We start from the raw sequence: 23,959 nt of genomic DNA on the forward strand, positions 1-23,959 counted from the left end.
TATGGCGATCGAAACATTGCGCGGCCGCTACCGCCTGCACCGTTTTCCCCCGCGTCAGCGGGCCATGCAGAGCGAACAGCTTTCGCCTGGTATGTCCCCTGCGGAGTATCAGCGTCAGCTGATGGAAGGCTTCCAGGAGGGGCTGCAAAAAGGCTTCGAGCAGGGGATGGGCGAAGGTCACGAACAGGGCTTTCAGGAGGGGCTGCAAAAAGGCTTCGACGAAGGACGCCGTAAAGGTTACACCGAAGGCAGCCTGGCCGGGCAGCAGGAGGGGCGTAAAACGTTTGAGCTGGCCGCCCAGCCGCTGGAGGCCATCTCCGGCAAAGTGAATGACTACCTGGCGCACATTCAGCGTAAACAGCGGGAAGATCTGCTGCAGCTGGTGGAGAAAGTCACCCGCCAGGTGATTCGCTGCGAACTGGCGCTCCAGCCGACGCAGCTGCTGTCGCTGGTGGAAGAGGCGCTCTCGGCGCTGCCCGCTACCCCGGAATCACTCCAGGTGCTGCTGAGCAACGAAGAGTTCAACCGCATTAAAAACGCCGCGCCGGAGAAGGTCAGCGAGTGGGGGCTGACGCCTTCGCCCGACCTGCAGGCCGGGGAGTGTCGGGTGATTACCGATAAATCGGAACTGGATATCGGCTGCGAACACCGCCTTGAGCAGTGCATGACCGCGCTGCAAGAGACGCTGGCGCCGGAGGCGCAGAGTGAGTGACTTTTCGCTCTTTGATAACGCGCTGCGTTCCATCGAGTCGATCCCGCTGGCCCGCGTCGCCGGGCGGCTGGTGCGCCTGAACGGTATCCTGCTGGAGAGCGTTGGCTGCCCGCTGGTCACCGGCCAGCTGTGCCGGGTCGAAAGCGCCGATCGCACCCTGATAGACGCCCAGGCGGTGGGCTTTAACCGGGACATCACCTACCTGATGCCCTTTAAACACCCCGTTGGCCTGATGGCCGGGGCGCGGGTCTTTCCGGAAGAGAAAGCGCAAGAGATCCTGATTAGCGACAGCTGGCTGGGCAGGGTCGTGAACGGCCTTGGCGAGCCGCTGGATGGCAAAGGCCGCCTGAGCGGCAATGACGTCCTGCCCCCGCAGGCGCCGTCCATCAACCCGCTCACCCGCCGGGCGGTAGAGGAGCCGCTGGACGTAGGGGTAAAGGCGATTAACGGCCTGCTGACCATCGGCAAAGGTCAGCGCGTGGGGCTGATGGCGGGCAGCGGCGTCGGCAAGAGCGTGCTGCTGGGGATGATCACCCGCCAGACCAAAGCCGATATCGTGGTGGTGGGACTGATCGGCGAGCGTGGCCGGGAGGTAAAAGAGTTAATTGACCACTCGCTGGGGGCCGAAGGGCTGGCGAAGTCGATCATTGTCGCCGCCCCGGCGGACGAATCGCCGCTGATGCGCCTGAAAGCCACCGAACTTTGCCACTCCATCGCCGCCTGGTTCCGCGACCGCAGCCATCACGTGCTGCTGCTGGTGGACTCTCTGACCCGCTATGCGATGGCGCAGCGGGAAATCGCCCTGTCGCTGGGGGAACCGCCCGCCACCAAAGGCTATCCGCCGTCGGCCTTCGGCATGATCCCACGGCTGGTGGAGAGCGCGGGCAACAGCGAAAGCGAAGGCTCAATGACCGCGATTTACACGGTGCTGGCGGAAGGGGACGACCAGCAGGACCCCATCGTCGACTGCGCGCGCGCGGTACTCGACGGCCACATCGTCCTGACCCGCAAGCTGGCGGAGGCGGGGCACTATCCGGCCATTGATATCGGCCAGTCGATTAGCCGCTGTATGACCCAGGTCACCAGCCGCGAACATCAGCAGGCCGCCCGTTTGCTTAAGCAGAACTACGCCACCTGGATGGAGATCAAACCGTTGATTCCCCTCGGCGGCTATGTGGCGGGCGCCGATGCAGGCGTCGATAAAGCTGTCAAACTCTACCCGGCGATTGAGCGCTTTCTGCGCCAGGAGGTCAGCGAACCCGCCTCCCTGGAGCTGGTGCTCAGCCGTCTGCAAAGCCTGTTTCCGGCCGGAAGAAAAAGCGAAGGTAAATAACGATGCGGCAAATCATTGATACCCTGGCGCAGCTGCAGCGCCTGCGGGACAAAGCGGTGAAGGATATGACGGCGCAGCTGGCAAAGCAGCAGCAGATCTGCGTCGGCTACGAGAACAACATCAAGGCGCTGGGCTACCTTGTCCAGAAAACCTCCGCCGGAACCGACGCCCCCTGCGTCGAATCCCTGAAAAACGTCTCCGGCTATAAGGGCACGCTGCGCAAAGTGATTGCCTGGCAGGAGCAGGAAAAGACGCTGGCGAAAATCAAAGAGGGGCGACTGCAAAAAAACCTCGTCGCCGCCGCCTGTAAGGAGAAGGTGGTTGCCATGACCCTCGACGAAAAGCGCCATGCCATGCAGTACGACGCCGACACCAAAGAGCAGAAAGCGGTGGATGAAATAGCGACCCGCTGCTGGCTGCGGCAAAAGAATTTAACGTGATTTGACTTGAGACAAGAGCCTGGCGATGAGCACCATAGACTGGAGTTACATTGATAAAGTTGTGTATATCAATCTGAAACGGCGGAGCGACCGTAATTATCGCATTAAAAAACAGCTCCAGTGTGTTGGCGTTGAGCCAGAAAAAATAGTTCGCTTTGAGGCCATTGAAGCGCAGCCTGGCTATATCGGCTGTACGCAATCGCACATTGCCGTGCTCGAAATGGCGATAAAAGCGCAGTGGCGCAACGTGCTTATTCTGGAGGATGACATCGCGTTTGTTCAGGACAGCGACGCCGTTGCCCGCACCAATAAATTCCTTACCGCGCTTGGCCGGGTTCCGTGGACGGTCGCTTTCCTTGCGGCCAATTATGCCGCTTTTACGCCGTTTAAACATATCGACTATATCGTCAGGGCGAATAAAGCCTGGTGCGCCTGCGCCTATCTCGTTAATAGCACCTATTTTTCTGCGTTATTAGACAATTACAAACAGGGATTAGCGTTTCTCCAGCAAACCAACTTGCAGCATAAATTTGCGCTCGATGTTTACTGGCAAAGCCTGATGGAGCGGGACTGTTGGCTGGGTGTTTATCCCAATATTGGCTATCAGACGCCGGACCGCAGCGATATCGAAAATAAATTTGTTGATTATAAGAAGCTGTTTTTTAAGTAAATCACGCCGCGGTGTCTGTTTGTAGCCCGGATAAGGCGAAGCCGCATCCGGGAATCCCGGCTCCACCTTATAATCCACCACTTACGACAGCCAATATTCCTCAAGCTTAGCGCTGTGGTTGAGAAACTGTCTGGCGATATCGGTTGGCACCGGCTCCTGCGCGCGGGTTTCGATGCCGGTAAACAGATAGTGATGGATGTATTTTTTCACCTCTTCATAGCTCAGGTTTTTGTAAAAGCAGCGTCCCAGTATTTCCAGCGGCTTTTTATAAAGCAGTGCTTCCAAACCCACCGTGGAGTTGATGGTGATCACCTTGCTGGCGCCCTTGATTAAATCGAGCGTATTTTCATTGCTGATCAGGAAACGATACCGTTGCTGAAGTTGAACAATCTGTTTGATTTCCCCTAGCTGGGTTTCCGCCGGATGGATTTTGACCACCAGGGGGATACTGGACTTTTTCGCTGCTGCGCAGGCATGCTTAATCGCCTCTTCATTGCGGAGATCGGCGTTAATCCACAGCTGGGTATCATAGGAAACCTGGAGCGGCAGGAAGAGGTAATCTTTGCCGCTGGCGAGGATCTTAGCCGTCGAGGCTTTGTTGATAAGCCCGGCGCAGGGGTTATTCAGCGCCTGCAGCGGCGGGTTTCTCTTTTCACGTTCATAGTCGACCATCCAGCGGCGATGAAACAGTTCATCCACCGCGGGCAAACGTTGCAGAATAGCCGGGTCTGCCGCCAGTCTGGAGAGCGCATTCGACCCCTGCGTATCAATGAACACTTTATTCGGGAAATTCGCCAGCTCAATATAATCGGTATCGATATTATTGATTTTACAGAAAAGCGACACCGGCTTCTCCGCCAGGCCATTCCCCGAACACATCACTATCTTTTTGATGTTCTTGAGAATGCCCGTGCGCATGATATTACCCAGTATGGCTAAATAGACCGACCAGCACTTTTCATAGGCGGTTTTTTGTACCAGATACTCCCGGCTATGTTTGATGTCATTATCGATGGCGTTAAATAGCGCGGCTTTGGCCTTTTTCATATTCTCCGCCAGCGGGATTTTTTCGCTATCCAGCACCAGATGGTGGCGGCAGAGGGGGTTGGCCGTTTCGCTGTAATTTTTGATATGTGTCCAGGGGGTGAGGATCAGAATCTCCTTCTGTTCCTGCGCGGGCAGGGCATTGATTATCCTGCTGTAGAACCTGGCGTTTTCTATGGTTTCCATATAAAAGCATAGCGTTTCGTCGCCGCTGACAGGTGTCTCAGGAAGCGGGGCGGATTTGGGCGTGATTTTATTAAAATAAGCGCCGATATTATCTGTTATGCAGTGTTCAATATCGCTATAACCCGCCCGCTGGTAGCTGAGACTCGGATAGCAGGCCAGCCATTTCCCCTCGCGCAGCAGCGGTTGCCACTGGCCTTCAGGGGTGTCGCAGGGGTCACGCTGCATCTGCTGCGCCAGGGTGGCGTAGTAGGCGCTATTCACCAGATAAGCGCACACCTTCTGGCAGTCGCGGGCGTGAATCATCCCGTTCAGGCTTTTTAGCACCGTCCCCTGCTTAACCTCACCGCCCAGGATCACCACCTCCCAGGGTAATTTCGCCAGCCCGTTCAGAAGCCGGTTCAGCACATTGATGTGCTTCTCCTGCTTGAGGATCACCGCGTCATCTTCCAGCAGCAGATAGTTGCGCCAGCCCTGCTGCTGCGCCAGCTCAAGCGCCCGCAGGTGGGACCGGCGTCGGCCCAGGCGACCATCGTTCTCTTCACTGGCGGCCAGGCGGGTGATCTTTTCCGCCGGGAATTTCAGCTGCAATAGCTCCTGCTGGATCTGGCTCAGGCGATCCGGGCGCTTGTCGAGGTTAATGATAATGGCCTGATCGACAATATCCCACTGCACCGGCCGGTGGTGCGTCGCGTTATGCAGGCTCAGATACCAGTTGCGCAGCAGCGGATCGGTAACGATCTGGTCAAGCGTGGTATCAAGTGGTTCGCTGGCGCCCAGCACGAAATCTTTATCAAAGGTGTTCTGGCTGTGGGAAACGCACAAAATCGTGCGCTCGCCGGGCAGCTGGAGCGGATTGGCGGTGAACTTATTGGTAAAGCCCGCCTCTTCACTCAGATTGCAGTCATCGTCGTAGCGGTGTTTGCGCAGGTAATTACGGTGATAGCAGAAGGTGCCGTTAAGAATATTTTGCGGGCCGAAGCTGCGAGTCTTAAAGAGGCGGTTGATATGGCTGTACCAGATGGGGATCTGATCGGAGCCGGAGATCAGCGCCCGGTGCTGCTGCATCATGGCGATGGTCCAGGAGATTTTATCCGCCGGGTAGTAGTCGTCGTCATCCATGCACAGAATGTACTCGCCCACCGCCAGTTCATTGAGCATGTTGCGCTTTCTACCCAGCGCCAGCCGTTCTGGATGGTGGATATAACGAATGTTGAACGCCTGCGGGTTGCCCTGGGTCAGCCGCTCAATGACCGGCAGATGGCTCTGGGGCGAGTCGTCGAGAATAACCAGTTCACGGCGGTCCGCCGGGTAATCCTGATAGCGGAACATATAGAGCAGCCACGGCAGAAAGGCGCTGCGGTTCCAGGTTGGAGTGACGACGCTGACAAAGGGTTTTTCGCGGCCGGTCTCCAGCGTCTTAACAATAGCTGTTGAGGCAGGATGCGCGGTATGGGATTTGGACATGGTGAGTTTCACAAAAAAAGCCGGGTTGCGGCCCGGCAAAAGGACACTAAGGAGTCAATAAGGAAAACGCGGACAGCATGACATCGCCGGGCAGCAGCGCCTGGATCTGCTGACGAAGGGCGGCAGCGGCGTCGCCGAGCCGCCAGCGTTCAAACAGCGCAAACGTCGCAAAAATCTCCGCAGGGTTCAGCGGCGAGCCGTCGAGGGTCCAGAGGCTGAACAGGGTGCGGATAAGAAAGAAGTCGGTCGTCAGTTCAAAGTAACGCTGGCCGACAGACGCCCCCTGGTGCTGGGGAAACATATCGTGGTAGAGGCGATAAATCAGATAGTTGCTGAAAACCCACGCCTGCGGGGCGAAGTACTGCTGGTGGGTTCGGTGCCAGTTCGCCTGCAACTGCTCCTGCAATAGCGCTTCGCTGTTCGCATCCTGCAGGGATAGCATAGCTACCTGCAGCGGCAGGCTGATTTTTCGTGCGCTGTCGGGCAGGATCTGCCAGTCAAAACCGATACTGCCCAGCAGAGTAATCAGCTGGCGTTGAAGCTGCAAAACCGGGGGCAGGCTGGCAAACTGCGCCTGCAATTCGCCATCCAGCGCGTAGCCTTCCAGAACGTCCGGCAGCGAAGCGACTTGCGCAAGGGTCTGGTCACTGTCGCCGGGCAACTTTTTGCTGTAGGAGAGCATGATCCCCAGCGCATACAGGCGCTGCTCCGGCGGCAGGCCGGGCAGGGTGACGCAGTTAAGCGCCGCCTGGTTCAGCGCCTGCTCGCGGCGGGTGAGCGGCAGGCTTTCCGCCTCGGCCTCGCACTCGCTAACGTGGAGCGTAAAGGCATGGGGATCGCCGAGGGCGGTTTCGCAGCAGTCGGCCTCCGTCAGCAGCAGACTATGGCGAACTTCATGTTGCCATGCCTTTCGGGCATGCAGGGGAGAGCCAGGGCTGCGGGATAAAAACGCGCGGACGAAGTCCGGCTCATAACATTCGATGGTACTCATTTCGTTTCTCAACAATCCCGGTATGGTTAGCTGGCGAAGACTAAGCAATTTGCATGCCGTCTCTGGTCTGCATACTTTTCAATAACTTATGACGACAGAGGAAAACGCGCTTCCCCTCAGCGGGAAGCCTCACGGCTGGTAGATAAAATTGGGTTCGGTGCCTAAAAAAGCCTGAATAAACTCATACTGGCGAATCAGCAGGTCGCCGTTTTTTTCATTCCACGCTTTGCAGCGCTCCGCTTTTTGTTCCAGATCGCGCCACCAGCGTCGGGCGGCGTTTTTTTGCGCTGCCGGCAGCCAGCTCAGCACCTCGTCAATCCCGGCGGCGTTAACGCTTACGCCAAGCTGCAGCAGCAGGTCGCGCCGCTGCTGGCTGCTGCGGTTGAGCGTTTCATAGTGCTGCTGGATGGTGTCATTCACCGCCAGCAGTTCGTCGCTGGCGCGGCGGATCATGCACAGGCGCTGCTGCTCCAGCAGCGCCCGCAGAGCGTCATAATGCGTGTTGTCTTCGCGGATCCCGGAAAGCAACGCTTTCACCTGCTCAAGCCTGGTACTCACTTCGCTGGCCTCTTACTGGCGGAAAAAATTGAGCATGTCGCCCGCAAGCTGGTCGGGATCAACGCTCAGCGTGCCCGCAGAGAGCGCGGCCTGCATCTGCGCGACTTTGTCATAGTCGACCTCGCTCCGGGCGTCGTTCAGGCTTTGCTGCGCGGCCTGTAAACCCGCCTGGGTTACCTCATCGGCGGTGGCGGGGGCTGCGCTGCTGCTTACGACCGACGCTTTCGCGGCGCGTTGTGTCCCACTGGACGTTGAGGCCGGGCGGCTGCCGGCCACTGTCGGCGTTATCTTCATATCAACCTCGTGTTTCGCGTCTGGCTGTCTCTGTTAATCAACAAAAGCGGCCGTGCCGGGCGAAAACTTAAGCCGCCCAGGCAATATTCGCCTTATTGCACGCTGGTGAGCGTGGTGACCACGCCGCTGTCGTCCACCACGCCGCTGATAATGCGCTGGCTGGTGGCGTTGCGGATTTTGATTACCTCGCCCTTACGGCCGTTTTTCAGCGCCACGCCGGGCATTGAGGCGGTGATCCCGCCCATATGGGTGACGATGGTGACCGGCTGGTCGCGTTTCACCAGCAACGGCTCCTGTAGCTGGGCGCGGGTCAGGGGTTTTCCGGGCTGCAGGGTACGCTTGCTGGTCAGGCCGACCACATCGCTGAGGTCCATCAGCAGTTCGCCGCGCCCGCTGCTGATGTCATATTTTTTGAGCTGCACATCGTCGGCGCTAATAACCGTATCGCGCTGAATCAGTGATTTTGGCATCACCACCGGGACGTAAACGTCCGGGCGTACCGACACATTCACCTTCCAGCCTCCGTTGCCGGGGCAGTTCACCTCAAAATTCATCCGGCTGAGCGCCGTCTGCGCGGGAGACGCCGCGTTGATGCGTGGCGCAGAAGGGCAGAGCGGGTCGTTGGCCACGGCCGAAGGGATAAAGACATTGAAGGTGTAGCGGTAGTCATGCCAGCGGGCCTTCTGCGCCAGCGCGTCGATTTGCCGGCTGGCGGCGCTCAGTACCAGCGCGTTGATCTGCTCGCGGGCGCTGTGCTGCACCGGCTGCGTGGCGGCAAACGCCGTCAGGGCGGGTGTTGATGCGAACGCCAGCGTAACGGCCATGCGGAAAAAGGTTTTCCGCCGAGTGAAAAGTGATCTCATAAAATCCTTTCTTATCAACTGCTTAATAATTGGCATGGTTATTGCTTATAACCGCAGGATCAATGCAGGAGTGATGGAAAGAATGGGAATCAGTTTTCAGCAGGCGTTGGGGGTACATCCGCAGGCAGTGAAGTTACGTCTTGAGAGGACCGAGCTACTGACTGCGAACCTGGCGAACGTCGATACGCCAAATTTCAAGGCTAAAGATATTGATTTTGCCGCTGAGATGCAACGGGCAAGCCGGACAAATGTCATGCCCGAAGTGGACGTGAAATACCGCGTGCCGATGCAGCCTGCAAAAGATGGCAATACCGTCGAGCTGAATACCGAACAGGCGCGGTTTTCGCAAAATAGTATGGATTATCAAAGCAGTCTGGCCTTTCTAAACCTGCAAATCAGCGGGATCAGAGAAGCGATTGAAGGGAAATAACAATGTCGTTTTCGGATATTTATCAGATTTCCGGCTCGGCGATGACGGCGCAAACCATCCGCCTGAACACCGTCGCCAGTAATCTTGCCAACGCAGAGGCGCCTGCCCACAGCGAAGCGCAGGCCTATAAAGCCCGCAGCCCGGTTTTCGCTGCGGTTTACAACAACAGCCTGATCGGCGCTCATCATCAGCACGCTATCGACGGTGCCAGCGTCCAGGTTGAGGATGTGTTGCAAAGCGGCGGCGCGATAAAGCGCTATGAACCTCACCACCCGATGGCCGACGGCAACGGCTACGTCTGGTATTCCCGATTTAATGCAGGAGTCTGACATGCAACACATACGCGGGCGCTGGCGGCAGGCGTTTTACGGCGTCGCTATCGCCTTCACGCTGGCGCTGCCCGGCATGGCGCAGGCGCAGTCCCTTGAGTCGCTGGTGAATGTCCAGGGGGTGAGGGAGAACCAGCTGGTGGGCTACAGTCTGGTGGTCGGGCTGGACGGCACCGGCGATAAAAACCAGGTCAAGTTCACCAACCAGACCATTACCAACATGCTGCGCCAGTTCGGCGTGCAGCTACCCGCCAAAATCGACCCGAAGGTGAAGAACGTGGCGGCGGTGGCGGTCAGCGCCGTACTGCCGCCGATGTATTCGCGCGGGCAGACCATTGACGTGACCGTCTCCTCCATTGGCGATGCGAAAAGCCTGCGCGGCGGCACCCTGCTGCTGACGCAGCTGCACGGCGCGGATGGCGAAGTGTATGCCCTGGCGCAGGGCAGCGTGGTGGTCGGCGGGATGAACGCCACCGGCGCCAGCGGCTCCAGCGTTACCGTCAACACCCCAACGGCGGGGCTTATCCCCAACGGCGCGACGGTTGAGCGTGAAATTCCCAGCGACTTTCAGATGGGCGACACCATCACCCTCAATCTCAAGCGCCCGTCGTTTAAAGACGCCAACAATATCGCCGGAGCGATTAACGCCGCGTTTGGCGGTATCGCCACCGCGCAAAGCTCCACCAGCGTGACCGTTCGCGCGCCAACCAGCCCCGGCGCTCGCGTGGCGTTTATGTCGCAGCTTGATGATGTGCAGGTGCAGGCCGAGCGGGTACGCGCCCGCGTCGTCTTTAATTCGCGCACCGGCACGGTGGTGATGGGCGACGGCGTCGTACTGCACGCGGCGGCGGTTTCCCACGGCAGCCTGACGGTTTCCATCAGCGAAACCAGCAATGTCAGCCAGCCCAACGCCTTCGCTGGCGGGCGCACCGCCGTAACGCCGCAGAGCAATATTTCGGTGAACCACGCCCGTCCGGGGATGATCAGCCTGCCGGAGTCGAGCAGCCTGAAAACGCTGGTCAACGCGCTTAACAGCCTGGGGGCCACGCCGGATGACATCATGTCTATTTTACAGGCGCTGCATCAAGCAGGCGCTCTCGATGCCGACCTGGAGGTGATCTAATGGCAGATATCCACATCAACCGCAGCGGCGGAACGTCTGGCCACGATGCCTTAATGGGGCCGGAAATCAAAGATAACGACCTGCAAAAAGCAGCGGAGCAGTTCGAAGCTATCTTCCTGCGCAATATGCTCAAGGAGATGCGGAAAACCAATGAGATCTTTGATTCTAAAGACAATCCGTTTAACAGCGACTCGGTGCGCATGATGCAGGGCTTTTATGATGACCAGCTTTGTAACACCCTGGCACAGCACCACGGTATCGGCATTGCGGCGATGCTGGTTAAACAGCTTTCACCCCATCACAAAGCGTAACGCGGCGGCGGCTTAAGAAGCCGTCGCTTTTCGCCGCTTTTAAGCTGCATGGTTGATAACGACAGACCGGCAAGGATTTTTTAATGGATATGATTAACATTGGCTACAGCGGCGCTTCTACGGCGCAGGTGGAGCTAAACGTTACGGCGCAGAATACCGCCAATGCGATGACCGATGGCTACACCCGCCAGGTGGCGGTAATTAGCAGCATCGGCGCCAGCGGCGGCTCGTCGAACAGCGCGGGCAACGGCGTGCAGGTAGACAGCATCCGCCGGGTCTCTAACCAGTACCAGGTCAACCAGGTCTGGTATGCCGCCAGCGATTACGGCTACTACAGTACGCAGCAGGAGTATCTGACCCAGTTGGAAACGGTGCTCAGCGATGAAAACAGCAGCCTGAGCGGCGGCTTTGACAACTTTTTCGCCGCCCTGAACGAGGCCACCACCAGCCCGGATGATTCGGCCCTGCGCGAGCAGGTGCTGAGCGAATCCAGCGCGCTGGCGCTGCGTATCGACAACACCCTGGATTACGTCTCCTCCCAAAGCAGTGAAATTGTAAGCCAGGAGCAGGCGATGGTGGCGCAAATCAACACCCTGACCAGCGGTATCGCCAGCTATAACCAGCAGATTGCCCAGGCCGAAGCCAACGGCGACAACGCCTCCGCCCTGTATGACGCCCGTGACCAGATGGTTGAACAGCTGAGCGGCATGATGGATGTGCAGGTCAATATCGATGACGAGGGCAACTATAACGTCACGCTACAGAACGGCCAGCCGTTAGTCAGCGGCCAGCAGTGTTCGACCATCGCGCTGGAAAGCAACCCTGACGGCACGCAGAGCATGTCGCTGACCTTCGCGGGCACGACCTCCTCCATGACCACCGATACCGGCGGTTCGCTGGGGGCGCTGTTTGATTACCAGAACCAGGTGCTGACGCCGCTTTCCGATACCATCAACAGCATCGCCTCGCAGTTCGCCGACGCGGTGAACGGCCAGCTTGCGCAGGGGTACGACCTTAACGGTAACCCCGGCGAGCCGCTGTTTATCTACGATGCCAATGACTCAGACGGCCCGCTGACCGTTAACCCCGATATCACCGCCGATGAGCTGGCCTTCTCCAGCTCGCCGGATGAGAGCGGCAACAGCGACAATCTGCAGGCGCTGATAAACATCTCTACCGAACCGCTGTCGATTGCCAACCTCGGCGACGTCACCGTCGGCGCGGCCTGCTCGTCGATCATCAGCGACATCGGCATTTACAGCCAGCAGAACCAGACCGAGGCCCAGGCGGCGTCGAATGTCTATTCCGAAGCGCAGAACCAGCAGAGCAGCGTCAGCGGCGTCAGCATGGACGAAGAAGCGGTGAACCTTATTACCTATCAGCAGATTTATGAGGCCAACCTGAAAGTCATTTCAGCCGGCGCGGAGATTTTCGACTCTGTGCTGGAGATGTGTAGCTAACCGGAGAGCACTATGCGCGTTACCGCCCAACAATCTTATGTTTCCATGACCCGGAGCTTTAACGATCTCTCAAACGATCTGGCGCACGTGGTCACCCAGATGGCGACCGGCAAAAGCATTTTGCTGCCGTCGGACGATCCTATCGCCTCCACCCGTATTACCCAGCTTAACCGCCAGCAGGCGGCGATCGACCAGTACCAGAGCAATATTGATGCCGCCTCGGCCGGCATGAGCCAGCAGGAATCCATTCTGGATGGCGTCAATAACGATCTGCTTTCCGCGCGCGACGACCTGCTGGAAGCGGCCAACGGCACCAATACCGCCGAGTCGCTGTCAAGCCTTGGGCAGGAGTTGCAATCCCTGACCGACGCAATGGTCGCGGCGCTCAATTACCAGGACGAAGACGGCCACTACGTCTTTGGCGGCACCGTTAACGACCAGCCGCCGATTGTGGCGATGGATGATGACGGCGACGGCGTCACCGATAGCTACGTTTACCAGGGGAACAGCGATCATCGTCAGAGCACGGTCTCCAACGGCGTTGAGGTGGATACCAACGTGGCGGTGAGCGACTTTTTCGGCAGCAGCCTTGACGTGCTGAACACGCTCAACACCCTGTCGCAGGCGTTGCAGGACCCGTCAGTCGATCCGGCGGACCCGCAGGTGCAGAGCGATATCGCCAGCGCTATTGATGTGGTCGACACGGCGTCGGATTCGCTGAACGCCTCTATCGCCTCGCTGGGCGAGACGCAAAACACCATGTCGATGCTGAGCGGCGCGCAGACAGACATTGCTACCTCGAACGACCAGCTCATCGGCTCGCTAAGCGATCTGGATTACGGCCCCGCTTCCATTACCTTTACCGGTCTGGAAGTGGCGATGGAAGCGACTTTAAAAACATACTCGAAGGTGAGTGAGTTAAATCTCTTTAGCGTGCTTTAACAGGCGGCGTTCAGTCAGGAACAGTATGCAGGTTGGTTTAAACACAACGTCCCTCTCCGCAAGCGGAGCCCATAATGCGTCGGTACAGCAACAGGCGGTGGCGCAAAACGCCCCTGTTCATCAGAAGTCGCCCGTTACGGCGAGCGACTATCCGGCCTCCCCGCTGATCGCCACGCGGCCACAACGCTATAGCGTACAGCTTAACGACCAGATCACCACGCTACAGCAGGCGGATCACTACCTGGGCCAGCTTGAGCAGCAGCTGCTGGATTACCGGCACGCGGCGCGGCGGCCAGGGGCTACAGGAGAAAAGCGCGGCGCTTATCCAGACGCTGGAGAAGCGCACCACCCTTTCCGGCGGCGCGGTTGACCGCCAGCTAAAACCGGTTCTACAGGGGGAGGCGAGGGTGACGTTTCATGCCCCGGAGCTGGCGCAGACGGTAGAACGCAAAGCGGCGGGCACCCGGATGTTCAGTATCTTTGACGGCAGGCAGACCCGGCTTTCCGCCGTGGCGGTGAGCGACGATACTGACGACGGCCAGTATCAGGTGCAGATGAGCAACGCCCTGCGCCGTATCGGCATTCAGACCCACGCAAGCCAGGGCGTGATGGCGTTTTCCGCCGCCGAAGCGCAGTGGCCGCAGATCGCGCAGACGTTGAGCGTCCATGAGGAGGGCGCGAAACCCGCCGCCTTTACCCCCATAAAAACCTTTGCCGAACCGTCGCTGGCCGATGAACTTTTGCAGGGCGTACGCCAGGGCGCGCCATCCGCAGACGGCGTACAGCAGGCGCTGGATGCCATTGGCGACAGACGCGCGCAGATGGCGACGCAGCAGGAGAAGGCCCGCCAGCTTATTGACGGCATGGCCCGTTTTCCGCAGACGGAAAGCGCGGTGCAGGCGTCAAAAACGCTGGGCGGCGTGCTGGACAACGCCAATCATAATTATCAGGTGTTGATGCAGGCGGTAAATGGTCAGGCGCGGCTCTCGGGCCAGACGGTGCGCAGCCTGTTGCGCTAGCGCCGCTGGCGTTCCCGGATGCGGCGTTGCCTTATCCGGGCTACCTCACGCTGGCGGGGTTAATGGGTTTTACAATTGCGGACGATAAGGCCAAAGGCATTGGGATCGAGGATCACCAGGCCGCCAAGATCCTGGTTAAAGACCAGGTTCTGTTTCTCGTTCAGGTGAATCCACCACGTCCGCATATTATTTTCATTAACGTAAGAACCAATACTGGATAACAACTCATCGGTCTTATCGGTATCGGCCTGGCTGAATTTAAATATTCCCTGGCGGGCCGTGCCTGCATGACGGTCGGTACAGGCGGAAACTTTAAATACGGAGGGCGAATTATTATTGCCGCCCAGCGGGCGCACCGTCACGACAGGCTCATCGCCCGGGTTACTGACCACCATTTGATAATGGGTGTTTTTCCCCGTCGACAGATCGTAATTTGCCATTACCGTCGATTCAATTTCCGCTCTGGCCAGCGAAGAGCATGACATTAATGCAATAAGTGCGAAGCTGGATAAATATTTATTAGCAAGACGGCATTTCATTTAACATTTTCTCCACTTCCTGAAACATAATAGCGTTCAGCTCTTTATCTTTGTTTTGCCAGTTGGAAAAATTCAGCGCCAGCTGCGTGCTTTTATCGCAAGACGAATTGAGCAGGATATCCAGCGACAGTTTTTGCAGCGAAGCCTTGTAATAGAGGTCCATCGTTGCATTATGCGTCGCTAATAGCGCGTTAACCTGATGCAGGGCAGGGCTAATATGGCGTGAAAATGTCGAGGGCTGCGCCTGCTCGGCAGGGGAGTGATAAAAGTGAAAAAGGGCAATGCGGCTGGCATCCTTGACGTTCTCTTTTACCAGCTGCGGTACATCCACAGCGGCCTGAGACGTGAAGCGGGGTAAAGCGAAAAAGACGCTGCCCGCTACGCACGCTAAGGCACAGAGCGCCAGCAGAGCGTTACGGCGACGATGGCTTGCAGGCGGGGCGGACGGGGTGATGACGCTCTCCGGCTCCGGCAAAGCGGGCGCTGGTGCTGAGGTCTCAACCACCGGCAGCGGCGCCTCTTCGGGCGGCGCGTTTTCCACCGCGTCTTCAACAAAAGTCAGATAACTTTTATTAAACAGATACCCTTTTTTCGGCACCGTTTTGATAATTTCCTGCTGCTTGCCATCATCATCAATGGCGACGCGCAGCGCATGAATCGCGGTAGGCAGACTATTGCCGCCGACGACCCGGTTCTTCCACACCTCTGACATCAGAAAAGCGCGGGACATCACCGTATCGGCATTCTTAGCTAATATTTCTAACAAAATAAAATGGTATTCGCCCAGGCGACGTGTTTCGCCTGTTTCACAATGAATCAAGGCATTGAGCGACGAATCCATTCGCCAGTTGTTGACTACAATACTCATGGTCTGGTTACCTGTGCACTATCCTTAATGAACGTGTGTGATTATTTGTGCTGTGGCCTGAAAGCGGGCATTTTTATTTTTGCCAATACATTAGCGTGACTAAAATGGAGGGCAAATGTAGCGAAAGCCCTGACCTGCTACAATACAAAAATACGCCGCTTTTGCAACTGAATGTAAATTAATTTTCCAGTAGCATTTTTTAATAAGTGCATGTCTTAAGGATCTACTTAAGGTTATCAGTAAATTATGCTTCATCTTTTTATCAACTTTTTTAAGCATTGGAATATTACTAATAATCTTTTTATAAGGTTTTTTTTGATCTGGATCTAAAGTACTTTTTTATTGCATCTGCCGTCACAACCGTGCCAGGAAAATTTTTTTCGTTGTCGCTTTAAGTTTTCGCATCAGGCTGTCGTTTTTACAGAGTGTAGAAACAAACAACGAGTATTCCTAAGGAGCAGGACCATGTTATCTATTAATACAAACAACGCCTCAATGGCAGCCGTTAACGCTATCAACAAAAGCAACGCTTCGCTCTCTACTTCTATGGAGCGTCTGGCCACCGGTAACCGCATCAACTCTTCTGCCGATGACGCCGCAGGCAAACAGATTGCTAACCGCCTGACCGCGCAGTCCAGCGGCATGGCCGTTGCGCAGAGCAACATTCAGGATGCGACCGCAATGCTGCAGACCGCAGACAGCATGTTCGATGAAATGTCCGACGTGCTGGGCCGCATGAAAGACCTTGCAACTCAGGCATCGAACGGCACCTACAGCGAAGACGACCTGCAGGCAATGCAGGATGAATACGACGAGCTGGGCCAGCAGATGTCCGATATGCTGCAGAACACCACCTACGGCGGCACCAACCTGTTCGGGGTTTCCGGCACCAGCAACACCGGTAAAGACGGTCTGTTCCAGAGCGGTGTGACCTTCCAGGTTGGCGCGGAATCCTCCGACACCATGACCGTCGATATCTCCAGCCAGCTGGGCGACCTGGTTGACGATCTGTCTGATGTCAGCAACTCCTTTAAAATGGATCAGGGCGTCAGTGGCGCCACCGCTTCTGGCAACACCGAACTGACCGCCTCCGGCTCTGCCAACGATATGATCACCACCATCTCCACCGCGATGGACGACGTGTCCAAAATCCAGTCCAAACTGGGTGCGTCTATCAACCGTCTGAACGACACCGCCAACAACCTGACCAGCATGCAGGACAACACTGAGGTGGCTATCGGTAACATCATGGATACCGACTATGCGACAGAAGCGTCCAACATGACCAAACAGCAGGTGCTGATGCAGACCGGTATCACCATGCTGAAACAGTCCAACAGCATGTCCAGCATGGTATCCAGCCTGCTGCAGTAATGTCTGCCCGGCGAGTCTTCGCCATTCGCAACACCGCCAGCAGGCGGTGTTGTGCTTTTCCCGGCGCGCGCCGGAAACCTTCCTCGCCAGAGGAAAATGCTTTTCCTTCCGGTTAATAACTTGCTGATTTATATCAATAAAATAATTGGCATGCTTATTGCTTTTGTTCTCGCAACGTTGACGGAGTCTCAGATGATCAATCCAAGAACTATTGCGCAAGAAATAGCCTATGCGGATGTCGCCACCCAGGCGACCAATCTGCAACAAAAACAGTCGGAGCTGGATGCAGAGAGCGCCGCGCTGGATTCCCTTAGCTCGGCGCTGAACGATTTTCAGAGCGCCATTGACGGGTTGAACAGCGAAACCGATGGCCCGGTCACCTTTTCGGCGACCAGCAATAATGACTCCGCGACCATTACCGCTAACTCCCAGGCGCAGGCGGGCACCTACTCTTTTTATGTCGGTCAGCTGGCGCAGGCGCAGCAGTCAACGTTTGACCTGAACGACGATACCTTCTCCGCGACCGGCACCTTTTCGCTGACCATGGGCGACAGCACCATGGATATTGACCTCGCCGCCGCCGATGACGAAGGGGATGGCGACGGCTTTATCGACGCCAGCGAACTGGTCAACGCCATTAACGACGCCGACGATAACCCCGGCGTCTCTGCGGCGCTGGTTAAGACCGATGGCGCGACCACGATTATGCTCACCTCGGACACGACCGGGGCGCAGAGCGCCTTTAGCGTCAATGTCGAAGGGCACAGTACCACCACGGACACGTCATCCACCGGGCCGACGCTGACGGAAATGACCGCAGCCCAGGATGCCGTTATTCATCTTGGCGGCGCAACCGGGCCGACTATTACCAACAGCACCAATACTTTTGATGACGTGATTCCCGGCGTCACCCTCACTTTTTCTGAGGTTTCCGACGACGACGACGACCTGACCACCTTCACCGTGGCGGAGGACTCCAGCGCCAGCCAGGCCAAAGTGCAGACCTTTGTCGACGCCTACAACACGCTGGTCGACACCGTAGATTCATTAACCACCAGCGGTAGCGAAACCTCCAGCGCGGGCGTGTTTGCTGGCGACTCCGGGCTTAAATCGCTGGCCAACCAGCTGGATGATATCGCCCACGCCACCTATGGCGACGTCTCCATCGTGGATTACGGCATTACTCTCGACTCCAACGGCCACTTGCAGATCGACTCCGACCAGTTCAACGAGGCGATGGAAGAGAACCCGGACGGTCTGAGCGCCATTTTCGTCGGCGAAGACAGCATGGTCGCGCAGATGGATGACCTGATGGACAGCTATCTCGACTCCAGCAACGGCATCCTCACCCTACGCCAGCAAACCATCGACGATCAGCAGGACAAAATTCAGGATGAAGCCGATCAGCTGACGGAAACCTACAACAACAACTACGAACGCTATGTGGAGGAGTACACCAATACCTTAATCGAGGTGTACACCATGCAAACCAGCATGGCCGCGTTTATGTAAGCAACGGATTAAGTAAAAAGGCAGACGGAAGTATGTACGACACGCAGGATGGTTATTCGCAATACAAAGAGATCGATCTGGCGGCACGCACGGCGGCGGCGTCGCCGCTGGAACTGGTGCTGGTGCTGTTCTCCGGCCTGATGGACGAACTGGAACGCGCCAAAAGCCATATCGAACACAAGCGCTTCGATAAAAAAGCGCAAAGCATCAATAAGTGCATCGACATCCTCAATGCGCTCACCAGTTCGCTGGAGTTTGAAACCGGCGGTGAACTGGTGGTCAATCTCTCCCGGCTTTATGACCACTGCGTCTACCGCCTGTATGAGGCCAGCGGCGAGCTATCGCTGGAGAAGATCGACGAAGTGATCCTCATTCTGACCAACCTGCGCGAAGGGTGGGACGGTCTGTCGAGCAAACTTGGTTAACGTGATGGAAAGAGAGAGCCAGCAACGGGCGCTTTTTGCCCTCATCGACGCCATGAACGAAGCGCTGGATAAGCAGCGCTGGCGTCGTCTTCCGGCGCTGCGCCAGCAGTTAATGCGCCAGTTTGAAAGCTATGCCGCAGCGGAAACCTCAGAGGCGGAGCTGCGGGTGGTGAAAGAGAAGCTGCACGCCGCCTTCGCCGCGCTGATCGCCCGCCGCACGCAGCGCGCGGAAGTGCTTAAAGCGCGCATGGATAAACATCAAAAGCTTTCAGAGGGCGTGCTGGCGTACTCGATGGTTAACTTAATTTCGGAGAAGGCATGAACCCTGTACTACTGGCCGCAACCAGCGTCCTGGCGGATGCCGCACCGGATACCGCCGCCGTGTCGTCAGCGGCAACCCGGCAGGAGGGGCAACCCTTTTCACTGCTGCAGATGGCGACGGAAAACGTCGCCGCGCGGCTGCAAAGCGCCAGACACAGCCAGCGTCAGGCCAGCGATGCGCAGCGCCAGGAGAGCGATCCGGCGGCAATGCAGGCGCTGATGGCCATGCTGCTGGCGCAGCCTGCGCCTGCATTGCCCGCAAATACGGCCCAACAGCCCGCGGCCGGGCTGCCTGAAAAGCTGGCGGCGTTGCACAGCGCAAGCGTGCTGTCTTCTCTCGCCCGCCGGGACACGCCTCAGCAAGCGCTGGCGCAGACCCACAGCCCGGCGCTGTCGCCCGCGGCGCAGGGGTTACTGGCTTCGCTGCGCCAGGCTAACCCGCAGGGGCAGGAGCAGGCCACGCCTGCACAGCAGGCGGCGCTGGCCCGCTTTTCCGCCGAGGATCTGCGCGCCATCGCCCCTGAGCCGCCGACGACGCCTGTGAGCCAGCGCGTCGAAGCGCGGGTGAAGCAGAGCGCTCACGGCGTGGTGCGCCCGCAGGCGGCGATGAAGCGCGTCGTTACCCAGGCGCAGGAGCAGCCAGCCGAAACGCAAAACCTGCTTAACGTGACGGCGCAGGTCTCCCAGCCCGCGAGCCCGCTTAACGGGCATAACGTGGTTGCCGCGCATGCGGCCTCGCCGACGGTTATGTCGGCAGATGAGCTGGGTGAAAAACTGACGGCGCTGCTGAAAGACCGCATCCAGTTCCAGCTAGGTCAGCAGCAGCAAACGTCCACGATCCGTCTGGATCCGCCATCGCTGGGCAAACTTGAGATTGCCGTACAGCTTGATGCCGGAAAACTGACGGTGCATATCGGTGCCAGCCAGAGTGATGTCTGCCGCTCCCTGCAGCAGTTCAGCGAGGATTTGCGGCTGCATCTGACGGCGCAGAACTTTATGGAGGTCAATGTTCAGGTTTCCTCGGAGGGAGGGCAACAGCAACAACAACAGTCAGGTCGTCAACAGGAAGAGGTGATGTCAGCCTTAATGCTGGGTGATGAACCGCAATATCAACAGAAAGAATCCGTACTGATCAAAGTGTAAACGCGATGAAGAAAATTGTTATAGCGAGTGTGATCAGTTCCGTCATTGCCCTGTTTATTGGCGGTGGGGCAGGGTGGGGCGTGTATCACTTCGTGGGAAATGGAAAGACAGCGACCGCGGCGCATGCCGTGGACGACGAGAGCATGGACGAGAGTAACAACCTCTTCGTTTCTTTACAGGAGACCATTGTCACGCTGCATGATGAGAGCGGCGCCGATCACTATATGTCAGCGGAGCTGGTCATGGTGGTAACAAATGACAAAGAATCAGAAAAAATTAAACAGCAGGAGCCGCTTTATCAAAGCATTGCCGTTGAGCGTCTTTCAGAACTGAATTACGAAGAAGTGCGTTCAATGAAAATTGCGGAAATAAGAAAGCTGATTGCCGATGCGCTAAAAAGTGAATTGAAGCTTCGCAAAATAACCGCGCCCTACAAGGATATTTTGGTGAAAAAAGTCGTATTTCAGTAAACGACATACCAGGTACACAGATGATACAGGATGTTTATGAGTCTGAGGCGTTTAGCGCAACGCCCGCGCTTACGCCCCAGCAGGAGAGCGACTATTTACAGGCCTGGCTGCCGCTGGTGAGAAAAGTGGTGCGCCAGCTCGCGCCTCAGTGCACCTGCGTGATGGACCGGCAGGATATGGAGCAAACGGCGTTGATGGGCCTGCTGGATGCCATCCGGCGCTACGGAATGCCGGATGAAGGGTTCGGCGGCTACGCCGCCCAGCGCATTCGCGGCGCCATCCTCGATGAGCTGCGCAGCCTTGACTGGCGGCCCCGACAGCTTCGTCAAAAATACCATCAAATCAAAGACCTTATTCGTGACGCGCGTAAAACGCTTGGGCGCGAACCCGCATGGGAAGAGCTTTCTCAACGGGGAATAACGGCGCAGGAATACCTGGAATACCAGCAGCTTGAGGGGGCGGAGGCGCTGGCCAGCCTGGATGAACTGCTGAGCGGAGAAAGCCATGTGGCGCACCTGGAGGGGCGCAGGCTTGAAGAACAGATCGTGACGCAGGACATGCTCAGCCATGCTCTACAGCAGCTGAGCGAAAAAGAGGGGCTGATTCTCTCAATGTATTACCAGCACGAGATGAATTTAAAAGAGATCGCGCTGGTATTAGGGCTAACCGAGGCCCGAATTTGTCAGATGAATAAAAAAATCACGCAGAAGATTCGTGATTGTTTATATCCAGATTAACAACGCGAATGGCTATGCGGAGGATGCAATGCAAAAGATTTTAGGTTTACTGGTAGTACTGGGCTGCGTATTCGGCGGCTATTTTGAAGCGGGCGGGCAGTTAATCGCCATCTGGCAACCGGCGGAAATCGTCATTATTCTTGGCGCGGGTTTTGGGGCGATGATCATTGGTAACCCCAAACACGTATTAAAAGAGATAGCCCACCAGCTAAAAGGGGTGGTCAGTAAAAAACAGCTGGGGCCGGAGTTTCAGCGCCAGCTTTTAATGTGCCTGTATGAACTGCTGGAGCTGGTGCAAACCGGCGGCCTGCGTATGTTGGATCAGCATATCGAACAGCCGGAAGAGAGCACCATTTTCCAGAAATACCCGCTGGTGCTGACGCAAAAACGGTTAGTGACGTTTATCGCCGACAACTTCCGCCTGATGGCGATGGGTAAAATCGATGCCCATGAACTGGAAGGCATTCTCGACCAGGAGCTGGATACCGCCGAAGAGGAGCTGCTGACGCCATCGCGCTCGCTACAGCGTACCGCAGAAGCGATGCCGGGCTTCGGTATCTGCGCGGCGGTGCTTGGCATCATCATCACCATGCAGTCTATCGACGGCTCCATTGCGCTGATCGGCCTGAAAGTGGCGGCGGCGCTGGTGGGCACCTTTCTCGGCGTCTTTTTCTGCTACTGCCTGATGGACCCGATGGCCAACTCAATGGAACAGCAGGCCCGTGCGGAACACTCGCTGCTGGAATGCGTGCGCACGGTGCTGGTGGCCCACGCGGGCGGCAAGCCGACGCTGCTGGCGGTGGACGCGGGGCGTAAGCTGCTGCACCTGGCCTCTAAGCCAACCTTCGCCAACCTGGACGCGTGGGTGAATGCGATGCTGGAGCAGGGATAAGCATGAGAAAAGGGGCTAACCGTCGCGATCGTGGTGGCAACACCACTATTATCCGGCGTCAGGTTAAAAAGAACCACGGCGGCCATCATGGCGGCGCGTGGAAAGTGGCGTTTGCCGACTTTACGCTGGCGATGATGGCGCTGTTTATGACGCTGTGGATTGTTAACAGCGTCAGTAAATCCGAACGCGAAAACATAGTCGCCGCGCTGCACGGGCAGTCGATCTTCAACGGCGGCGGCCTCGCGCCGTTAAATAAAATCGGCACAAAAATGATTGCGCCGACCACCAACAGTAAAAGCGGCAAGCAGCCGCGTCAGGATAAACCCGCAGTGCCGAAAGAGGTGGCGCAGGTTACCGCTGAGACGGCCAAAAAAGTCCATGACATTAATGAGAAGCGGGCGCTGCTGAAGAAAAAATCGGCCACGGAACTGGGGGAACTCGCCACCAATATCGACGCCATCGCCCGCAAAGCGCATATGGAAACCAATCTCGAAATGGAGATTGTGCCGCAGGGGCTGCGGGTACTGATCAAAGACGATCAGAACCGCAATATGTTTGAGCTCGGCAGCGCCCGGATCATGCCGTTCTTTAAATCTTTGCTGGTCGAACTGGCGCCGGTTTTTGATTCGCTGGACAACAAAATCATCATCACCGGCCATACCGATGCGCTGGGCTACAAAAGCAACGTTTATAATAACTGGAACCTCTCTGGCGACAGGGCGCTCTCGGCGCGTCGGGTGCTGGAAGAGGCGGGCATGCCGGAGGATAAAGTCATGCAGGTCAGTGCAATGGCCGACCAGATGCTGCTTGATGAAAAAAATCCCGCCGGGGCAGGCAACCGGCGCATTGAAATCATGGTGCTGACCAAAAGCGCCTCCGATACGCTCTATCAGTATTTTGGCCAGCACGGGGAGAAGATCGTCCAGCCGCTGGTCAGTAAACTGGATAAAGAACAACAGGTGACTTCACTGCATCAACATCCGCGCCCGGCGCGCTAGCGTTATCCCGGCCATCGCCTCCTTTTCAATAATAAGTAACACTGTATACTTAGCCAGTGTAAGAGGAGGGGGCGATGCGCAAAATCATACACGTCGATATGGACTGCTTTTTCGCAGCGGTTGAAATGCGCGACAACCCCGCCCTGCGTGATATTCCCATCGCTATCGGCGGCAGCCGGGTGCAGCGCGGCGTGATCAGCACCGCCAATTACCCCGCCCGCAAGTATGGCGTGCGCAGCGCGATGCCTACCGCCATGGCCCTTAAGCTCTGTCCGCACCTGACCCTGTTGCCTGGCCGTTTCGATGCCTACAAAGAGGCCTCGAACCATATTCGTGAAATCTTCTCTCGCTATACGCACCTGATAGAGCCGCTGTCGCTGGATGAAGCCTACCTGGACGTGACCAACAGCCCGCACTGCCACGGCTCCGCCACGCTGATGGCGCAGGAGATCCGCCAGACCATCTTCCGGGAGACGCAGCTCACGGCCTCAGCCGGGATTGCGCCGGTGAA

At 57.1% G+C, this 23,959-nt stretch carries 25 protein-coding genes and 3 pseudogenes; 21 read left to right on the top strand and 7 right to left on the bottom strand.

Translation table 11 applies throughout. The features are described 5' to 3' along the window. Position 1: 1 nt before the first annotated feature. The 4 genes from fliH to ENTHG_RS20280 are packed head-to-tail and all read left to right on the top strand — an operon-like array spanning position 2 to position 3,155. Complete coding sequence (gene fliH / locus ENTHG_RS20265; RefSeq protein WP_044184188.1) at positions 2-712, top strand: flagellar assembly protein FliH; 711 nt, start codon at positions 2-4, stop codon at positions 710-712. Continuing rightward, positions 705-2,045, top strand: coding sequence for a flagellar protein export ATPase FliI (fliI, locus tag ENTHG_RS20270; protein WP_044184191.1), 1,341 nt, complete (start codon positions 705-707; stop codon positions 2,043-2,045). The genes fliH and fliI overlap by 8 nt, the downstream gene beginning before the upstream one ends. Positions 2,046-2,047: 2 nt before the next feature. Then, positions 2,048-2,485 (top strand): flagellar export protein FliJ, encoded by a 438-nt coding sequence (gene fliJ / locus ENTHG_RS20275; RefSeq protein WP_044184200.1) that lies wholly within the window; start codon positions 2,048-2,050, stop codon positions 2,483-2,485. A 25-nt stretch (positions 2,486-2,510) separates the two neighbouring features. Next, positions 2,511-3,155: a glycosyltransferase family 25 protein gene (locus ENTHG_RS20280; protein WP_044184203.1), complete on the top strand. Its 645-nt coding sequence runs from the start codon at positions 2,511-2,513 to the stop codon at positions 3,153-3,155. Between the two features lie 240 nt (positions 3,156-3,395). Here ENTHG_RS20280 and ENTHG_RS26340 read toward each other — a convergent pair. The 5 genes and pseudogenes from ENTHG_RS26340 to flgA form a co-directional block, all read right to left on the bottom strand. Beyond that, positions 3,396-5,849: pseudogene (locus tag ENTHG_RS26340) on the bottom strand (glycosyltransferase); the annotation flags it as partial. Positions 5,850-5,895: 46 nt separating this feature from the next. Then, positions 5,896-6,840, bottom strand: coding sequence for a hypothetical protein (locus tag ENTHG_RS20290; protein ID WP_044184207.1), 945 nt, complete (start codon positions 6,838-6,840; stop codon positions 5,896-5,898). A 129-nt stretch (positions 6,841-6,969) separates the two neighbouring features. Continuing rightward, positions 6,970-7,398, bottom strand: a complete 429-nt coding sequence (gene flgN / locus ENTHG_RS20295) for a flagellar protein FlgN (RefSeq protein WP_044184210.1) — start codon at positions 7,396-7,398, stop codon at positions 6,970-6,972. Between the two features lie 12 nt (positions 7,399-7,410). Beyond that, on the bottom strand, positions 7,411-7,692 hold the full coding sequence (gene flgM, locus ENTHG_RS20300) for a flagellar biosynthesis anti-sigma factor FlgM (RefSeq protein ID WP_044184213.1): 282 nt from the start codon (positions 7,690-7,692) through the stop codon (positions 7,411-7,413). 92 nt (positions 7,693-7,784) lie between these two features. Further along, entirely contained in the window at positions 7,785-8,555 is a 771-nt protein-coding gene (gene flgA / locus ENTHG_RS20305) for a flagellar basal body P-ring formation chaperone FlgA (protein WP_044184214.1), read from the bottom strand. An 82-nt stretch (positions 8,556-8,637) separates the two neighbouring features. Here flgA and ENTHG_RS20310 point away from each other — a divergent pair, with 82 nt between their 5' ends. The 7 genes and pseudogenes from ENTHG_RS20310 (at position 8,638) to ENTHG_RS20340 (ending at position 14,169) form a co-directional block, all read left to right on the top strand. Continuing rightward, positions 8,638-8,985, top strand: coding sequence for a flagellar basal body protein (locus ENTHG_RS20310; protein WP_044185127.1), 348 nt, complete (start codon positions 8,638-8,640; stop codon positions 8,983-8,985). Between the two features lie 2 nt (positions 8,986-8,987). Then, positions 8,988-9,302, top strand: a pseudogene (locus ENTHG_RS20315) (flagellar basal body protein); the annotation flags it as partial. After that, positions 9,301-10,437, top strand: coding sequence for a flagellar basal body P-ring protein FlgI (locus tag ENTHG_RS20320; RefSeq protein ID WP_106403343.1), 1,137 nt, complete (start codon positions 9,301-9,303; stop codon positions 10,435-10,437). The pseudogene ENTHG_RS20315 and the gene ENTHG_RS20320, both read left to right, overlap by 2 nt. 8 nt (positions 10,438-10,445) lie before the next feature. Next, positions 10,446-10,748, top strand: a complete 303-nt coding sequence (locus ENTHG_RS20325) for a rod-binding protein (protein ID WP_106403348.1) — start codon at positions 10,446-10,448, stop codon at positions 10,746-10,748. 83 nt (positions 10,749-10,831) lie between these two features. Continuing rightward, positions 10,832-12,208, top strand: a complete 1,377-nt coding sequence (flgK, locus tag ENTHG_RS20330) for a flagellar hook-associated protein FlgK (RefSeq protein WP_044184220.1) — start codon at positions 10,832-10,834, stop codon at positions 12,206-12,208. 12 nt (positions 12,209-12,220) lie between these two features. Beyond that, the gene (gene flgL / locus ENTHG_RS20335; RefSeq protein ID WP_044184223.1) at positions 12,221-13,150 is read left to right on the top strand and encodes a flagellar hook-associated protein FlgL; all 930 of its coding nucleotides are present in this window, start codon (positions 12,221-12,223) and stop codon (positions 13,148-13,150) included. Between the two features lie 25 nt (positions 13,151-13,175). After that, positions 13,176-14,169, top strand: a pseudogene (locus ENTHG_RS20340) (flagellar hook-associated protein). 59 nt (positions 14,170-14,228) lie between these two features. Here ENTHG_RS20340 and ENTHG_RS20345 read toward each other — a convergent pair. Next, on the bottom strand, positions 14,229-14,708 hold the full coding sequence (locus ENTHG_RS20345) for a hypothetical protein (protein WP_044184226.1): 480 nt from the start codon (positions 14,706-14,708) through the stop codon (positions 14,229-14,231). After that, positions 14,689-15,576, bottom strand: a complete 888-nt coding sequence (locus tag ENTHG_RS20350; protein ID WP_044184230.1) for a winged helix-turn-helix domain-containing protein — start codon at positions 15,574-15,576, stop codon at positions 14,689-14,691. The genes ENTHG_RS20345 and ENTHG_RS20350 overlap by 20 nt, the downstream gene beginning before the upstream one ends. Positions 15,577-16,041: 465 nt before the next feature. On the opposite strand from ENTHG_RS20350, the gene lafA reads away from it, so the two are divergent. The 10 genes from lafA to dinB all read left to right on the top strand — a co-directional run. Further along, on the top strand, positions 16,042-16,950 hold the full coding sequence (gene lafA, locus ENTHG_RS20355) for a lateral flagellin LafA (protein ID WP_044184233.1): 909 nt from the start codon (positions 16,042-16,044) through the stop codon (positions 16,948-16,950). A 192-nt stretch (positions 16,951-17,142) separates the two neighbouring features. After that, positions 17,143-18,462, top strand: coding sequence for a flagellar filament capping protein FliD (gene fliD / locus ENTHG_RS20360; RefSeq protein ID WP_044185134.1), 1,320 nt, complete (start codon positions 17,143-17,145; stop codon positions 18,460-18,462). 32 nt (positions 18,463-18,494) lie between these two features. After that, a complete protein-coding gene (fliS, locus tag ENTHG_RS20365) occupies positions 18,495-18,887 on the top strand; it encodes a flagellar export chaperone FliS (protein WP_044184236.1) in 393 nt (130 codons plus the stop codon). Positions 18,888-18,891: 4 nt separating this feature from the next. Continuing rightward, entirely contained in the window at positions 18,892-19,209 is a 318-nt protein-coding gene (locus tag ENTHG_RS20370; RefSeq protein ID WP_044184238.1) for a hypothetical protein, read from the top strand. Further along, positions 19,206-20,351: a flagellar hook-length control protein FliK gene (locus ENTHG_RS20375; protein WP_044184241.1), complete on the top strand. Its 1,146-nt coding sequence runs from the start codon at positions 19,206-19,208 to the stop codon at positions 20,349-20,351. The genes ENTHG_RS20370 and ENTHG_RS20375 overlap by 4 nt, the downstream gene beginning before the upstream one ends. Positions 20,352-20,356: 5 nt before the next feature. Beyond that, entirely contained in the window at positions 20,357-20,821 is a 465-nt protein-coding gene (locus ENTHG_RS20380) for a flagellar basal body-associated FliL family protein (protein WP_044184244.1), read from the top strand. Between the two features lie 20 nt (positions 20,822-20,841). After that, positions 20,842-21,558: a FliA/WhiG family RNA polymerase sigma factor gene (locus ENTHG_RS20385; RefSeq protein ID WP_044184248.1), complete on the top strand. Its 717-nt coding sequence runs from the start codon at positions 20,842-20,844 to the stop codon at positions 21,556-21,558. 28 nt (positions 21,559-21,586) lie between these two features. After that, complete coding sequence (gene motA, locus ENTHG_RS20390) at positions 21,587-22,450, top strand: flagellar motor stator protein MotA (RefSeq protein WP_044185137.1); 864 nt, start codon at positions 21,587-21,589, stop codon at positions 22,448-22,450. A gap of 2 nt (positions 22,451-22,452) precedes the next feature. Continuing rightward, the gene (gene lafU / locus ENTHG_RS20395; protein ID WP_044184251.1) at positions 22,453-23,448 is read left to right on the top strand and encodes a putative lateral flagellar export/assembly protein LafU; all 996 of its coding nucleotides are present in this window, start codon (positions 22,453-22,455) and stop codon (positions 23,446-23,448) included. A 74-nt stretch (positions 23,449-23,522) separates the two neighbouring features. Further along, the coding region (gene dinB / locus ENTHG_RS20400) for a DNA polymerase IV (protein ID WP_044184254.1) at positions 23,523-23,959 on the top strand (437 nt) is incomplete at its 3' end.

This window comes from Phytobacter massiliensis JC163, from assembly GCF_000321045.1.
In the GTDB taxonomy this organism is placed as follows: domain Bacteria; phylum Pseudomonadota; class Gammaproteobacteria; order Enterobacterales; family Enterobacteriaceae; genus Phytobacter_A; species Phytobacter_A massiliensis.

What these genes read in the sequence shown, in the direction of transcription:
- flgK (WP_044184220.1), top strand. Translation starts at nt 10,832, where the DNA reads ATGGATATGATTAACATTGGCTACAGCGGCGCTTCTACGGCGCAGGTG.
- ENTHG_RS20350 (WP_044184230.1), bottom strand. Translation starts at nt 15,576, where the DNA reads ATGAGTATTGTAGTCAACAACTGGCGAATGGATTCGTCGCTCAATGCC.
- ENTHG_RS20320 (WP_106403343.1), top strand. Translation starts at nt 9,301, where the DNA reads ATGCAGGAGTCTGACATGCAACACATACGCGGGCGCTGGCGGCAGGCG.
- lafU (WP_044184251.1), top strand. Translation starts at nt 22,453, where the DNA reads ATGAGAAAAGGGGCTAACCGTCGCGATCGTGGTGGCAACACCACTATT.
- ENTHG_RS20370 (WP_044184238.1), top strand. Translation starts at nt 18,892, where the DNA reads ATGGAAAGAGAGAGCCAGCAACGGGCGCTTTTTGCCCTCATCGACGCC.
- ENTHG_RS20310 (WP_044185127.1), top strand. Translation starts at nt 8,638, where the DNA reads ATGGGAATCAGTTTTCAGCAGGCGTTGGGGGTACATCCGCAGGCAGTG.
- fliS (WP_044184236.1), top strand. Translation starts at nt 18,495, where the DNA reads ATGTACGACACGCAGGATGGTTATTCGCAATACAAAGAGATCGATCTG.
- ENTHG_RS20375 (WP_044184241.1), top strand. Translation starts at nt 19,206, where the DNA reads ATGAACCCTGTACTACTGGCCGCAACCAGCGTCCTGGCGGATGCCGCA.
- fliH (WP_044184188.1), top strand. Translation starts at nt 2, where the DNA reads ATGGCGATCGAAACATTGCGCGGCCGCTACCGCCTGCACCGTTTTCCC.
- ENTHG_RS20290 (WP_044184207.1), bottom strand. Translation starts at nt 6,840, where the DNA reads ATGAGTACCATCGAATGTTATGAGCCGGACTTCGTCCGCGCGTTTTTA.
- ENTHG_RS20380 (WP_044184244.1), top strand. Translation starts at nt 20,357, where the DNA reads ATGAAGAAAATTGTTATAGCGAGTGTGATCAGTTCCGTCATTGCCCTG.
- ENTHG_RS20280 (WP_044184203.1), top strand. Translation starts at nt 2,511, where the DNA reads ATGAGCACCATAGACTGGAGTTACATTGATAAAGTTGTGTATATCAAT.
- flgM (WP_044184213.1), bottom strand. Translation starts at nt 7,692, where the DNA reads ATGAAGATAACGCCGACAGTGGCCGGCAGCCGCCCGGCCTCAACGTCC.
- fliJ (WP_044184200.1), top strand. Translation starts at nt 2,048, where the DNA reads ATGCGGCAAATCATTGATACCCTGGCGCAGCTGCAGCGCCTGCGGGAC.
- fliD (WP_044185134.1), top strand. Translation starts at nt 17,143, where the DNA reads ATGATCAATCCAAGAACTATTGCGCAAGAAATAGCCTATGCGGATGTC.
- motA (WP_044185137.1), top strand. Translation starts at nt 21,587, where the DNA reads ATGCAAAAGATTTTAGGTTTACTGGTAGTACTGGGCTGCGTATTCGGC.
- flgL (WP_044184223.1), top strand. Translation starts at nt 12,221, where the DNA reads ATGCGCGTTACCGCCCAACAATCTTATGTTTCCATGACCCGGAGCTTT.
- ENTHG_RS20385 (WP_044184248.1), top strand. Translation starts at nt 20,842, where the DNA reads ATGATACAGGATGTTTATGAGTCTGAGGCGTTTAGCGCAACGCCCGCG.
- ENTHG_RS20345 (WP_044184226.1), bottom strand. Translation starts at nt 14,708, where the DNA reads ATGAAATGCCGTCTTGCTAATAAATATTTATCCAGCTTCGCACTTATT.
- flgA (WP_044184214.1), bottom strand. Translation starts at nt 8,555, where the DNA reads ATGAGATCACTTTTCACTCGGCGGAAAACCTTTTTCCGCATGGCCGTT.
- lafA (WP_044184233.1), top strand. Translation starts at nt 16,042, where the DNA reads ATGTTATCTATTAATACAAACAACGCCTCAATGGCAGCCGTTAACGCT.